The organism is Streptomyces sp. NPDC057543 (assembly GCF_042801895.1).
Lineage (GTDB): Bacteria > Actinomycetota > Actinomycetes > Streptomycetales > Streptomycetaceae > Streptomyces.
On the sequence record NZ_JBHVFF010000265.1, the window covers coordinates 1 to 12,327 of the forward strand.

Sequence of the window (12,327 nt, forward strand, 5' to 3'; positions counted from 1 at the left end):
CGGCCGGGGGCACTCCCCGGCGTGTGGGGGTCCTCACCGGCGCCGGCCGGCCCTTAACACGACGCGGGGGCGGCCCACCCAGGCGGATCGGGTGGGCCGCCACGTGCGGTGGTGTGACCCGAGGCCGGTGCGGACGTCAGAGTCTGTGGAAGAACGGGTCGTACGGCTCACCGAGGACGGCCCGGCCGATGGTGGCCAGCACGTGGTCGTCGTTGTCGTGGAGCTTGTACAAGGTCAGATCGCGCAGGATCCGCTCCACCGGGCTAGGGCGGATCAGGCTGCGGGCGCCGCACGCGCGGATGACGTGGTGCACTGTTTCTTCCGCCAGGTGTCCGATCACGTGCCAGGCCCTGCTGCCGGCGATCCGGGCCTCGTCGAGGCTGCCTTCGTCCCACAGGCCTGCGACGTGGCGCAACCAGAGGCGGGCGGTCTCGACATTGATCGCCATGCTGCCCACCCGCTGCTGCACATAGGGATCACCGCTCTTGCCCTGCCGTTTCACATACGCGAGCCCGTACTCGTATGCGGCCAGGGCGCCGCCGAGAAAGCTGGCTGCGTACTGCGGGATGAAGGCGGTCTGCCACTGCCCGTCGAAGTAGCCGCCGGGGCCGCCGATGAGATGCTCGCGCGGTATGAAGGTGTCGTGGAAGCGCACCACATGGCTGGCCGTCGCGCGCATGCCGACGGGGTCCCACCACGACGTGTCCACGGTCACGGTCGGGTCCGACAGGTCGCAGGCGAGTAGCAGGAGCCTGCCGTGGACCTCCCGGGTTTGGCGCGCTCCGCCGGGGCCGACCGGATCGACGAGGAGGATCGCCCACTGTGCGCCGGTGGCACCGGTGGCGAACGCCTTGCTGCCGCGGAGGGTCCAGCCGTCCTGGACGGGGGTCAGCGTGGTGCCGAAGCGAGCGCTCTCGCCCGGCTTCGGGGTCTGGGGCTCGCCGCTCCAGGCGACCCATTTCTCCCCGTGTTCCACCACACCGGTGAACCAGCGCCGCTTCTGCTCCGAGGTGGCGAGGGCGTCGATGAGGACAAGTGAGTTGGCGTGCCCTTCCCAGCAGCGGGCCAGCGACAGATCGGCCTTGGCCAGCGTGGTGGTCATCTCCCACAGGGGGAGGGTATTGCGTTCCGCGGGGCCGTAGCCCAGGCCACCGTACTCCCGGGGCACGGCGGCGCCCAGGAGACCGTTGGAGAACAGATCGTCGAAGTCTTCGGCGGGATAGGCGGCCGTGCGGTCGTACTCATCGGCGCGGGGGGCGAATCTGTCTTCGGCGAGCTTCGCCATGGCGCCGAGAACTGCCCGGTCGTCGCCGACCGTCGGTTTGCGGGCCGGACGGGTGGCGTGGCCCAGGTCGTCGGTCATGTGCGGGTGGCCTCTTCGAAGCGGAAGAAGTGGGCGCGGTACATCGTGTTCGGTATCCGGGATTCGGTGGGTTGGACGGTATGGACATCGATGGTCAGCAGGCCGCGGTTGAGGTAGCCGACGAGGAAGACCTGCCGGGAGCCGAGCGGGCCTTCGGCGAGAAAGGCCACGGCCGCGGTGGCGTCGATGTCGTCGGCCAGCGGGACGGCGGGCAAGACGGCGCCGGTGACGGGTGTCGTGGTCGGTGCGAGTGCGCCTTGTGAGGGCTCCGGGCCGCCGCGTTCGGTGATCCGCAGCGTGAGCCGGCTGTGGTCGAGCGCGGCATCGACCACGTGGATGCCGGTGGCGGTGGTGTCGAAGTTGACCCAGCCGCCTGCCAGTGGTGCCGGATCGACCGGATGTGCCGTCATGGTCCCGCCCCTGCCCTGTGGAAGAACGAGCGGGCCCAGTGGTCGGCGCCCCTGCTGACGTCGCTGAAGACGGTGCATGTGGTGGTCACCAGGATGCCCGTCTTGTGGTAGGCGCCTACAACGGTGCGCAGCGAGCCGAAGTCGTATACCGCCGAGAACGACGAGGCGACCGATGGTGTGTCCGGCGAGGTGTACAGGACCGCCGACGCCTCACCCCAGTCGCGTGGTTGCGGGTTACCGGTGCCGAAGGCCCTGACGAACATGCCCCCCTCGTGCCAGGTCACGCTCAGCCGGCGAGGGCCCTTCGAACTGCGCTGGTCGGTGTTGACCCAGTCGCCCAGCAGCGCGGAGACGTCCGGCGTGCCGGGTGGCCACGGTGTTGCGGTTCCGGCAGGGGACGCGGGACGGGTCGTCATGGTGCCTCCCTGTTCGTAGGGTCCGTCGGGGCGAGTCCCGCTGGTTCGGTGAGGTCGTGGGCATCGGGCGGCTCGGCTTCGCCGAAGCAGAGGGAGTACAGAGACAGTGCCTCGGGCAGCGGATGGCCTGTCATCAGCTCGAACTGCTCGCGTACTTCGACGAACAGAACCTCCCAGCCGTCGATGCCGGTCAGTCCTCGGGCGCGGGTGGCGCCCATGAGTGCGGTCGGCGAATCGCGGTAGGCCATCTCCAGCACCGCCGCGTCCCAGTCGGCGGTGGAGACCGGGAACGGCTCCCGTTCCACCAGGGGCGTGGCATGAGCGAGCACGGCGTACCCAGCCGGTGAGAACCGGGACAGCGGCACATAGGGAAGCCCGAGACGCGAGGAGGCCGCCCGGCCTGGCGCATCCCCTCGGTTCACCAGGGTCACCCGGGCTCCGGCCCGGCACAGGGCCAACGCGACGGCCCGCCCGGCACCGCCGCAACCGATGACGGCGGCCCTGCGGCCGCTCGGATCGACTCCGGCCCGGGCAAGGGTGCGCAGGGCAGCGGCCGAGTCGGTGGTGGCCGCGCGCCAGCGCCCGGCGTCGAGGCACAGCAGGTTTGCAGCCCCGCACCGCCGTGCCTCCGGGGCGGCGATGTCGGCCGCTTCGAGCGCGCTCTCCTTGTGGGGGGCGATCACGGTCAGCCCGCGCAGCGGCGGTCCGCCCAGCTCCCCGAAGTCCATGGCCCGGTGCCAGAATCGGGAGAACACATCCACCTGGAAAGGCAGGTAGAGGGCGGGCAGCCTCAACTCCCTCAACGCCGCGTTGTGCAGCCGGGGCGACAACGACCGCCCTGGGGCACGCCCGGCAATGCCGAACAGGCCGCCGAGCGGGGGCAGCACGGGCAGGCCGTAGTCGGTGAGGAGTTGGCTCACACTGGGCATTCCGTCCGTCCCGGGGGCACCAGCCCGGCCGAAGACCACGGGTGCCCCCAGCCACGGCGCCAGCACCCGGGTCCAGGTGCCGGCCGGACCGGACGCGAACGCCGTCACATCGGTACGTCCGAGCCCCGTGAGCAGCAGCGGCGCGGCCCATTCGCCCTGTGCGCCCGACTGCGGCTCGAGGAGGTACTGGGCCGCTGGTACGGCGGTCATCGCGGCGAACCGCTCCAGCAGTGCCCCCGAGGCATGGAGCAGCCCGGCCCGGAGGCCGGGGTCGGCCCGTTGCTCGGGGCTTGGGGGCGCGTGCCAGGAGATACGCCGCTGCGGGGCCGGGATGTCCGCCAGCAACTCCCGCGCCACGTCGTCCATGGCCTCCAGATCGACCAGGTCGTAGTGGTCCGCTGCGCGCAGCAGCCGGGTGCGCCGCTCGACCGGGCCGGCGGCCGAGCGGCCGCCGTGTCGCCGCGAGCGCAAACTGTAGGTCAACGGCCCGGGAAAATGCCGGCGCAGCCGGCGCGGATCGGGATCGCCGACCAGGTCGGCGCGGACCTCCAGCACGTCGGCCACACCTGCGAGCGCACACAGCCGAGCCGCGGTGAGGTCTTCCGGTTCGGCGATCACCGCCACCACACGGGCCCGACGCCAGACGTCGGCACCATATCCGCTCGTCAATTGCGCCACTGGACGTACTCCTCCATACCGGCCCGCCGCGGAACGAACCGATTGACCGGGGCTGCCTCCTCGTCCGCGTACCCGACTGCCGGAGTGGACGCGACGAGCCGGTCGGCGTCGATTCCCAGCTTCAGGCGCAGCACATCCCCGTAGCCGGCGGCGAGGCGTACCTCCGCCAGGACGTCCCGTGGCACCACCCGGTCCAGAAAGGCTCTTGTGCAGTGGGGGGAGGTGACCGGGCACAGACCGTCGCGGAGCGGGGGCGTCATCCGTAATCACCTCGTCCCAGAGCGCGGCCGCCCTCCGGGCCGAGGAGCTCGCAGAGACGGACGTGCACGGACCGCTGGATGTGCCGGGCGCACCTGAGGTACACGTCCGGCGGCTGCCCCTCCGGATTGGGGATGTCACGGTGCGGGTCCAGACACAAGGCGCGACCCTCGGCCTCGGGCGCCATGGCGATCACCCTGTCGCGGTGGGCTCGGGTCATGCAGTAGATGACGAAGCTGACCCGGCAGAGTTCCGGGGTGACCGGGCGTGAGCGGTGACGACGGGGATTGCCCCGGCCCGGCACCCGCTGCAGGCCGAGTTCGGCGAGCGCGGACCGGGCGCCCGGGGTCATCGGGCTCGCAGGCTGCGTCGTCGCGACACCCGCGCTGGAGAACCGGAAGAGGTGCGCGACTCCCGCCTCCGCGGCCTGGGCCCACGCGATGACCTCGGCCATGGGCGAACGGGAGGTGTTCCCGCCGCAGACGAACAGCACGTGGCATGCCGCGCCGGTGCCGCGGGTCCGCCACCAGACGGCGGCCGACGGGTAGGACAGGGCTCCCGCCGCGGCGACACCGAACGCGAGCGCGATGAGCTGAGAGGTCCCCGGAGCTTGGAGTCCGGCCAGCCACGCGAGCGAGAAGGAGGCGACCAGGCCGGACATCAGGCTGGCGAACGCCCAGGCCGGTACACCCCAGGTGTACTCCCGCCGGTCGAGATAGATTAGCGAAGCGAAGACGAACAGCACCTCGTATGCCACTCCTATCCCCGCGGCCGCCAAGGCGGCAGGAGTACCGAGGAATGTGGTGAAGCCCGCGCGCAGTTGCGACTGCCCGGCCAGCGCCCCTGCCCCCAGCAGCAGAGCCAGGCAGACAGGTGCCGCGACATGCTCCTCCACGAAGTAGCGGCGGTCCGTTGCGACAACCCCGTTCTTGGCCACCCGGATCATGATGTCGAACCGGCCGAGGTAGCCGACGAGGTAGGTGAGGACGCTCAGCGCGGCCGCGAGCGTGAGGTGGTAGCTGTGCACATCGCCGAGGGCCACCGAAACCGCTATCAGGCTCAGGCACAGCGCTACCCAGGAGGATTTCGTCACCCGCCGACTGCGGGTCATGTCGACCAATGGGGAGAGGACCAGGACTCCTCCCCGCATCAGCAGCAGCATGAAGAGGATCGAGACGCCGGAAAAGGTGTAGTTCATCGTGGTGGAGCCGATGATGAGCGACGCGAAGAAGCCGGCCACCAGCGTCTCCCGGCCCGGTACCGGGATCCGCGCGTGGCCGATCCGGCTCCGCCGCATATGCCGCCACCGCCCCGTGAGGCCGAGGAAGACGGTCATCGCCGCGATTTGTCCGAGGACGGCTGCGGGCAGCAGTTCGAATCCGTTGACCGGCTGGGTCGACAGCGGAGTCACTCCGCTGGCCAGTGCCTTCACCAGCATGGCGTAGGGAATGTACGAGACGAAGTACCCGAAGGTAAGCCAGCCCATGGGCATTACCCTTCGCTGATCGAGCGTCTGGGTCACAACATGGTGAGACCGGGATCGACACGCCTGACCGATACCTGGCCGGAGCGCATGCCGGGTAGCTTTCTCAACGATTTACTGCCGCGCACGGGACGGCCGCGAATTCTGCCTCTTTGTCGAGGGTTGTATTGTAGGCAGCTATGAATTCTCGGGACCAATTCGGATAAACAGGCCACGGCTCCTCGCAAATGCGCGAATCCCGTGGCCCGGCAAGAATTTCCAATCTCTGCCAGCAGATCCCGTACGCCTTTCAAAAAGGCTACCTCCCGCAGGCATGTGCGGCCAGCGCGTGCGGCGCACGCACTCAGCCCTTCGCCTTCCACCGCAGTCGTTGCTGCTTCCACCCGTCCAACGACACCTGAGGGCCGGCGGTGAGATGCCGGTGGAGGGCGCTCGCGGTGGTGTCCTGCAAATTCCTCTGGAATGGCATCGGCATCAACCCGACGGATGTGGGCGTGCTTGCGTGGCTCGTGGTTTTCGGGTTCGCCGGTCCACTCATGGGCGACGAAGACCACGGTGAGGAAGCCGTTGCGCCGCGAGGTCCGGGACGCGCCGCTGCCGTCGAGGGGCGCAAATCCCCAGAGCACTCCCACGGACGCCGCCGCCCCCTTCTGAACCGGCGCGTTCCCTGGCCGGAGTGGGGGCGGCGGCGTTCGCCCGTCAGATGTCCCGGAACTCCTATACGATGCATCTGACCTGCGCAAACGAACCGTCCGAAGATCATCTTGTACGGGCGCTGCACAAGCCGAACAGTGCAGGAGTCACGCGGCCCTCGTGTAGGCGCTCCGGACCGCGATGCGGATCTTGGAACCGGCTCCCATGATCCGGTGCACGTACTTACGCAGAGTAAACGCAGGGTCGGCGTGTCCGAGCCGATCCGTGCTGAGGAACTGGCCGACTTCCTGGGCGTACCGCTGAACACGGTCTACATATGGAATCACCGACACCAGGGTCCGCGAGCCCATAAGGTCGGCCGCTATTTGCGCTACCGCTGGCCGGAGGCGGAGGCATGGCTGGAAGCTCAGGCGGTGGATCGCACGGTCTGATTGGCCGAGTACGCCTGGTGCATTTGTGCCAGCAGGGCGACAGAACCCGGCGTACAGCCCGACTCGTCTGCCGCTACCTGCGGCTCTGCCTTGGAAAGGGACTCTGACCTGCGTCGGAGGCCCTTTCCGGTCTTTCGGGAGCTTGCCACGTCAGGCGGCGGAAAGTCCCTCAGAAGTCCCTCGGACGGTGCTGAAAGTCCCTGAAAAGTCCCTGGAGTGGAGGGGCGGGTGAGGCATCTGAGCTGGTCGTTCGCGACAGCCATCGGAGTATGACGCTGGCGTCGCGGACCCCGGGGTGGGCTTGGGTCGGCGGGATTACGCGGCCTCGGCGTTGGTGGTCGTGCCGGTCCGCGCGGCCCATTCGGCGCGGGCTGCGGTGAGCCGGGGGTGCATCGGCAGCCGCCACCTGCCGCTGGAGCAGTCCGATCAGCGTGAGGAGATCCTCGCGCGACGCAGACTCCGGAGCGGACGGCATGACCACGGATCCTGCCGCACCCACCCCACACCTGTCACATCGTCCATGCGGCCGACCTTCTGGATGCTTACATCACAGAGGACTTCGGCGCGGTGGCCCGGCTGCACCAGATGCTCGAAACCAGGGCCGCGTCATTCTCGTGATCGGTCGGGTTGCGGTGTGATGCGTAGGGTGCCTGTTTGGTGTCGGTGTGTCAGCTGATGCCCAGGGTTTCGAGGGGGCGGTCGGGGCGGCGGTTGTGGTGGCGGAGTCCTGCGGCGATGTTGGTCCAGCCGTCGAGTCGGAGGGTGCCGAGGGCGAGGTTGCGCAGGCCGGCCATGGCGCGGGGTGCGGTGTCGGTGCGGACGCGGGAGGAGTCCTCCCCGAACGTCACATCGCGCACGTAGTGCTCCTTGTTTTCAATCCACCAGTGCCGCCTCACGTGTGACGCGAGACGCCCTGCTTCGTGGTGGACGGTGTCCAGGCTGGTGAGGGCGTACGCGCACTCGATGGTGGTCTTCCCGCCGCGGACGGTGCGGCGGACGATCTGCAGCGCCTGCCGCGCGTGCGGGAACGGAAGATCTTTGACCAAGGCGGCTTTCAGCCGGCGGATCTCGTCGCGTCCGCGGGAGGCGTCGCGGGAGCGGTGGCCGAGCGGGACGTCGCGCCAGGGCAGGCGCTTGACCAGCTGGTGAAGGGTCCGGGGGGGGAGCCTTCAGCACGGTGATGTAGTGGGCATCCTTCTCCTCGACGAGGAAGCGGGCGATCTCGGTCTGGGTCAGCAGTGCGTCGAAGGCGATCACGTGGCCGGTGAGGTCGAGCGGGGTGAGGAGGGGCTTGAACGCGCTGATCTCGTTCGTCTTGGACGGCACCTCTTGCTGGGCGAGGACGACGCCGTCCATGCGCAGGGCGGACACGAGGTGGACTCGGGTGCCATCAGGGCGGAGCGCTCCACGCAGGGTCTTTCCGTCCACGGCGACCTGGACAAGCTCCTGTTCCGGCCTGGTGCCGGTTTCTTCCTGGCAGGACGGTCGGCGCGTTCGCGTAGATAGGAGCCGATTGCGGTGTCGAGGGCGTTGCCGTCCAGGCGCTGGAGGACTCTGCGGAAGGTGGCCTCGGACGGGGCTGGCAGGCCCTTTCGGGTTCCGGGTCGAGGAGGCGGGCGCCGGAGCGGGCGAGGTGGTCGAGAGGCAGATCGGCGGCCCACTCGGCGATGGCCGCCAAGGAGCGGGCCCCGGCGAGGACCGCGCAGGCCGCGACTGCAAGGACGTAGGGGTCAGGGGGTGGCGGCGTCCGCGCGAGGCTCTTGGTCAGGCACCCGCGCAAGATGCCGCAGCAGGGATGGTATGTCCCGTTCCGGGGTGGCGTCGGCGGATCCGAGTTGGACCAGAGCGGCGGGGACATCGCAGGCGACACTGCAGAGCCCGCCAACTCGCACTCCACTTCCAAGGACGCAACCTGGATATGAATAGACTCCGCCGAAGTCATCGATCCGACCTCGGGATGCGTGTGGCGCAATTACGTCGCGCAGCTTGGGTGAAATGTCAGATTAGGCCACTTTATTGGGCTGGTGAGCATACGTTTGCGAAGCCTATGATCACCTCTGCCGCACTTCGCGGCACGGCCTTGGCGCTGTACCCGAGGGGAATCCTGATGCGTAAGCTCCACGTATTTGCCTGCATGTCCGCCATGCTCGGTGTCGTCGCACTCGCATCGCCAGCCGAAGCGGCGTCGTACGACGGGGTCTGCAATTCGTCCAGTGGTGGCGAGATCTGTCTGTACCGTGACGCCAACGCCGTAGGTCCCATTTACGACACGCTTTACAGCAAGCCTTCGTACACAGGTACCTACTACGGCACGAGCATCTCGATAAACGACAGCGTTACCTCGGTTAAGAACCTGGACCCGGACACCAGCGCCTACATGTTCACCAACACGAACTACACCGGCGACTACGCGACGGCCTGGTCCGGAGCCACGCTGAACCACCTGTCGTCGTTGACCGACAACAAGCTGTCCTCGCACTGTTTCTGGAACAACGCTGCCTGCCCCGCCTAGTAGTGCAACCGCTGCGGCCGCTGCACGGGCGGGAGTCCTCCCGCCACTGCACCGGCCGGGCCGCCTGCCGGCCAGCCGCGATGACCAGCCGCTTCACCTTCTGGGCCGGCTCGGAGTAGACGTGCTGGGACCGGGGGCAGCGACCACGGTAGGGCGGAATGTGCGGCCGTGCGTCTTCCGGCTGGGCGGTGGTCGTGGTGGAGATGCCGACCACGTAGGTGAGGCCGCGTTCTTCCAGGCCCAGCCGGAATGCTGCCGTATCGCCGTAGCCGCCGTCGGCGACAGCCAGCGGGATGTCGATCCTCCACGACCTCGTCTCGTCGATCACGCCCAGGGCAAGCTGCCACTTCTCCACATGGCCGACGTCGGCCGGGATGCCGCACGATGTGCGGCGGGCGACCTTGGCCGGATCGGCCTTCGGCTAGGCCCGATCCCAGCTCTCGGGCACAAACAGGCGCCAGTCCACGGCCGCAGAGGCACGGTCGCAGGCCAGGTGCAGCGAGATGCCGGCCTGGCAGTTCGTGACCTTGCCCGCGGTGCTGGTGTACTGCCGGGACACGCACGCCGACGCATCGCCGTCCTTGAGAAAGCCGGTGTCATCGATGATCAGCGCGGTCGGCTTGATCGCCTGCTGCATCCGCCAGGCGAGACGGGCTCGCCCGTGTGCCGCGTCCCACGGGCTGGAGGTGATGAAGTGGGCCAGGGCCCGCCGGTTGACGTCCTTGCCCAGCCGGGCGGCCATCGGTTCCACCGACTTGCGCCGCCCGTCCAGCAGCAGCCCCCGCAGATACACCGCGCCCCACCGGCCCTGATCCGCCCGCGCGAACGGCTCGAACACCTCCGCCGCGAAGTCCTCCAGATCACACCGGACCGGCCAACTCCCCACCCGTCACGCCCCGTCAACGACACACCCGATCAAACAGACACGCCACCGACAAATGAACATGACCAAGTCCTACTAGACGAGTCATTCCGAATGCTGACGGTGTGTCCGGGAACGCAGACAGGGCGTCCAAGATCGTTGTGTGACGAACAACCTGGACGCCCTGCTGACCGCACTGTACGTGAAGATCGACGACGAGATCGGAGGTACCCGGTGGCTTGGCCGACCGCCGTGGCTGACGGATTCCGAGCACTGGCACAACCACAAGACCGGCCGGCCCGTCATACGATCCTTGATCGCTTATGACCACTGACCACATCGGAATGACTCGTCTAAAACTCCATGCGGACGCGGGCGCTACGGGACATCATCCCCGTGACGCCCGTCCGCACCTCACCCCAGCGAAGGACATGTTCCACATGAATCCGATCCCCCGGGCAGCCATATCTGGCACGGTTGCCGTGCTCGCCGGGCTCGGGCTTTCCGGCTGCACCGGAGCGACCGCCAATTCCCGTGCCGAATACGAGCCCTCCGTGGCACCCGTGCCCACGTCCAGATCCACTCGGGTCTCCCACGTACCCGAGTTGCCGCTTGACTCGTACAGACTGAGCACACGCGACCGGAAAATCATCGAGCGTGCGGAGTTCACCTTGGCCAACCGGTGCATGAGGGAACGCGGCATGAGTTGGCCCGCCCCGCTGGAACCGCTGGGCGAGAGCCACTCACCGAACGAGCGCCGCTACGGCATCAGCAACGCGACCATCGCATCCTCGAACGGCTATCAGCTGCCCCCGCCGGTCGGCGTCACCCGCACGGAACAACACCAGTGGGACCAGCGAAGCAAGGCACGCCTGGCATCCGTCGATCGTGCCACGATGAACGCCTACACGGGGGAGGGCGGCAACGGTCCCGGCTGCCGTGATCGCGCACGACAGGAATTGGCCATGTGGTGGGTGTACTCCAGCGATCCGGTCTCGGCCGCGTCGGGTGCCGCCTGGGCGCGTGCGAAGTCCGACAGCAAGGTCCGCGCGGTGAACGCCGAGTGGAGCACGTGCATGCGAACCTTGGGCCACCCTCAGCCGGATCCTCTCTCCGCCGCTGGCTCATGGGCTGGCGCGGCCGCAACCTCCGGGACCGCAGCCGACGGCTCTATGCGGGCCCCGAGCGCCAAGGAGATCGCCATGGCGCTTGCGGACGTGAAGTGTAAGCACGCCGTCGACTACATCGCACGCCGCCAGGCCGTCGAAGCAGGCTATCAGGCCGCGGAAATCCGCTCCCGCTCCACCCAGCTCCAGACCCACCGGTCCGCCTGGCAACTCAGTGTCCGCAAGGCGCGCGCCGTGTCCTGACCTGCCTCTGCGTGAGCTTGACTCTGGTCCGAAAATAACGTCTGAGCATCAGCCCGGTAGGTGGGTTGAGGTGGCCTCGATGGGTTCGAAGCGGACGGTAAGGCCGAGGGCGTTGGCCTGGCGGGTGATCCGGCGCAGGGCGCGTTCGGGGTCGTGTTTGGCGTAGTAGTCACCGCCGAGGTCGTGGAGGCGGTGTCTTGGGTGAGCATGTGCCAGACCGCGGTCAGGGCCCCCTGCCGAGGCGGGGTAGTCGCATGTAGCGGGCGCCGAGGTAGGTGGTGTCGCGGGTGCGGGAGGCGGCCATGGCGGCGGTGCCCAGGGCGGCGCCCAGCCAGCGGTTGCCGTGGCGTCTGCGGCCGGACTTGTGCTTGTCGGCGGACTCGTGGTGGTCGGGACAGACCCCGGCCCAGGAGGCCAGGTGTCCGGCGGTGCGGAAGCGGGACATGTCGCCGCCGGTCTCGGCGATGAGCACCTCGGCGGTGGTGCGGCCGACTCCGGGAATGGTTTCCAGCAGTTCAAGCTGGCGGGCGAAAGGGCAAGGCCGTGAAGTTATGACTCTGGGGGCGTTGGCAAGCGCGCTCTGATTTGCGGCGAGTCCTGACGTGAGAAGCGGAGCCCCGGTAGAACTGGCAGTCGACCAAGACAGCCGTTCACAGCACCGGAGGCTCCGCTGTCCGATTAGTGTCGTCGGGCTTTGTGATGCTGCGGCGGGCCGGCATCCAGCGTTGCCGGGTGGGTTCGTCGCCGTCGAATTCCCACACGGCCGGCAGGCGGGCTGCGGCCCAGTCGTAGATACGCTCGCCCTTCGCGCCGCTTCCTGCGGACAGCCGCTGCCAGGCTTCGGGCGGGGCCTGGCCGATGGGGTGGTCGATGCGCGGGCCGTGGACCTGCTGGGACTTCGGGACGGCCACGACGTAGGAGAGCTGGTGGACTTCCAGGAAGCGGCGGAAGTGGGAGTCCT

General features: G+C 68.4%; 13 protein-coding genes and 3 pseudogenes. 5 read left to right on the forward strand and 11 right to left on the reverse strand.

The features are described 5' to 3' along the window. Positions 1-136: 136 nt before the first annotated feature. The 7 genes and pseudogenes from ACFU8Q_RS32385 to ACFU8Q_RS32415 form a co-directional block, all read right to left on the reverse strand. A complete protein-coding gene (locus ACFU8Q_RS32385; RefSeq protein WP_384460900.1) occupies positions 137-1,363 on the reverse strand; it encodes an acyl-CoA dehydrogenase family protein in 1,227 nt (408 codons plus the stop codon). Continuing rightward, complete coding sequence (locus ACFU8Q_RS32390; RefSeq protein WP_384460903.1) at positions 1,360-1,773, reverse strand: hypothetical protein; 414 nt, start codon at positions 1,771-1,773, stop codon at positions 1,360-1,362. Before ACFU8Q_RS32390 ends, ACFU8Q_RS32385 begins: the two co-directional genes overlap by 4 nt. Further along, positions 1,770-2,189 (reverse strand): hypothetical protein, encoded by a 420-nt coding sequence (locus tag ACFU8Q_RS32395; RefSeq protein ID WP_384460906.1) that lies wholly within the window; start codon positions 2,187-2,189, stop codon positions 1,770-1,772. Before ACFU8Q_RS32395 ends, ACFU8Q_RS32390 begins: the two co-directional genes overlap by 4 nt. Continuing rightward, positions 2,186-3,796 carry a hypothetical protein gene (locus tag ACFU8Q_RS32400; RefSeq protein ID WP_384460909.1) on the reverse strand — a complete coding sequence of 537 codons (1,611 nt, stop codon included), beginning with the start codon at positions 3,794-3,796 and terminating at the stop codon, positions 2,186-2,188. The genes ACFU8Q_RS32395 and ACFU8Q_RS32400 overlap by 4 nt, the downstream gene beginning before the upstream one ends. Further along, positions 3,784-4,056, reverse strand: a complete 273-nt coding sequence (locus ACFU8Q_RS32405) for a hypothetical protein (protein WP_384460912.1) — start codon at positions 4,054-4,056, stop codon at positions 3,784-3,786. The genes ACFU8Q_RS32400 and ACFU8Q_RS32405 overlap by 13 nt, the downstream gene beginning before the upstream one ends. Further along, positions 4,053-5,540 (reverse strand): hypothetical protein, encoded by a 1,488-nt coding sequence (locus ACFU8Q_RS32410; protein ID WP_384460915.1) that lies wholly within the window; start codon positions 5,538-5,540, stop codon positions 4,053-4,055. Before ACFU8Q_RS32410 ends, ACFU8Q_RS32405 begins: the two co-directional genes overlap by 4 nt. A gap of 340 nt (positions 5,541-5,880) precedes the next feature. After that, a pseudogene (locus tag ACFU8Q_RS32415) lies at positions 5,881-6,109 on the reverse strand (hypothetical protein); the annotation flags it as partial. 330 nt (positions 6,110-6,439) lie between these two features. Between ACFU8Q_RS32415 and ACFU8Q_RS32420 the strand changes: the two are divergent. Continuing rightward, the gene (locus ACFU8Q_RS32420; protein ID WP_384460918.1) at positions 6,440-6,622 is read left to right on the forward strand and encodes a helix-turn-helix transcriptional regulator; all 183 of its coding nucleotides are present in this window, start codon (positions 6,440-6,442) and stop codon (positions 6,620-6,622) included. A 668-nt stretch (positions 6,623-7,290) separates the two neighbouring features. Here ACFU8Q_RS32420 and ACFU8Q_RS32425 read toward each other — a convergent pair. Beyond that, on the reverse strand, positions 7,291-7,668 hold the full coding sequence (locus ACFU8Q_RS32425) for a hypothetical protein (RefSeq protein WP_384460921.1): 378 nt from the start codon (positions 7,666-7,668) through the stop codon (positions 7,291-7,293). Positions 7,669-7,807: 139 nt separating this feature from the next. Between ACFU8Q_RS32425 and ACFU8Q_RS32430 the strand changes: the two genes are divergently transcribed. Further along, positions 7,808-8,128 carry a hypothetical protein gene (locus tag ACFU8Q_RS32430; RefSeq protein WP_384460924.1) on the forward strand — a complete coding sequence of 107 codons (321 nt, stop codon included), beginning with the start codon at positions 7,808-7,810 and terminating at the stop codon, positions 8,126-8,128. A 541-nt stretch (positions 8,129-8,669) separates the two neighbouring features. After that, positions 8,670-9,134, forward strand: a complete 465-nt coding sequence (locus ACFU8Q_RS32435; protein ID WP_384460927.1) for a peptidase inhibitor family I36 protein — start codon at positions 8,670-8,672, stop codon at positions 9,132-9,134. Positions 9,135-9,141: 7 nt separating this feature from the next. On the opposite strand, the pseudogene ACFU8Q_RS32440 reads toward ACFU8Q_RS32435, so the two are convergent. Continuing rightward, a pseudogene (locus tag ACFU8Q_RS32440) lies at positions 9,142-10,027 on the reverse strand (IS701 family transposase); the annotation flags it as partial. A 132-nt stretch (positions 10,028-10,159) separates the two neighbouring features. Between ACFU8Q_RS32440 and ACFU8Q_RS32445 the strand changes: the two are divergent. Both ACFU8Q_RS32445 and ACFU8Q_RS32450 read left to right on the forward strand, forming a co-directional pair. Then, positions 10,160-10,330, forward strand: coding sequence for a hypothetical protein (locus ACFU8Q_RS32445; protein WP_384460930.1), 171 nt, complete (start codon positions 10,160-10,162; stop codon positions 10,328-10,330). Continuing rightward, on the forward strand, positions 10,320-11,366 hold the full coding sequence (locus tag ACFU8Q_RS32450; RefSeq protein ID WP_384460933.1) for a hypothetical protein: 1,047 nt from the start codon (positions 10,320-10,322) through the stop codon (positions 11,364-11,366). The genes ACFU8Q_RS32445 and ACFU8Q_RS32450 overlap by 11 nt, the downstream gene beginning before the upstream one ends. A gap of 223 nt (positions 11,367-11,589) precedes the next feature. Here ACFU8Q_RS32450 and ACFU8Q_RS32455 read toward each other — a convergent pair whose 3' ends face one another. Further along, positions 11,590-12,045: an IS110 family transposase gene (locus ACFU8Q_RS32455; protein ID WP_384460936.1), complete on the reverse strand. Its 456-nt coding sequence runs from the start codon at positions 12,043-12,045 to the stop codon at positions 11,590-11,592. Continuing rightward, a pseudogene (locus tag ACFU8Q_RS32460) lies at positions 12,017-12,327 on the reverse strand (IS701 family transposase); the annotation flags it as partial. The gene ACFU8Q_RS32455 and the pseudogene ACFU8Q_RS32460, both read right to left, overlap by 29 nt.

Bases quoted from the DNA above. Each gene is read 5' to 3' on its own strand.
- ACFU8Q_RS32405 (WP_384460912.1), bottom strand. From the start codon at position 4,056: ATGACGCCCCCGCTCCGCGACGGTCTGTGCCCGGTCACCTCCCCCCAC.
- ACFU8Q_RS32410 (WP_384460915.1), bottom strand. From the start codon at position 5,540: ATGGGCTGGCTTACCTTCGGGTACTTCGTCTCGTACATTCCCTACGCC.
- ACFU8Q_RS32395 (WP_384460906.1), bottom strand. From the start codon at position 2,189: ATGACGACCCGTCCCGCGTCCCCTGCCGGAACCGCAACACCGTGGCCA.
- ACFU8Q_RS32450 (WP_384460933.1), top strand. From the start codon at position 10,320: ATGACCACTGACCACATCGGAATGACTCGTCTAAAACTCCATGCGGAC.
- ACFU8Q_RS32385 (WP_384460900.1), bottom strand. From the start codon at position 1,363: ATGACCGACGACCTGGGCCACGCCACCCGTCCGGCCCGCAAACCGACG.
- ACFU8Q_RS32390 (WP_384460903.1), bottom strand. From the start codon at position 1,773: ATGACGGCACATCCGGTCGATCCGGCACCACTGGCAGGCGGCTGGGTC.
- ACFU8Q_RS32435 (WP_384460927.1), top strand. From the start codon at position 8,670: ATGATCACCTCTGCCGCACTTCGCGGCACGGCCTTGGCGCTGTACCCG.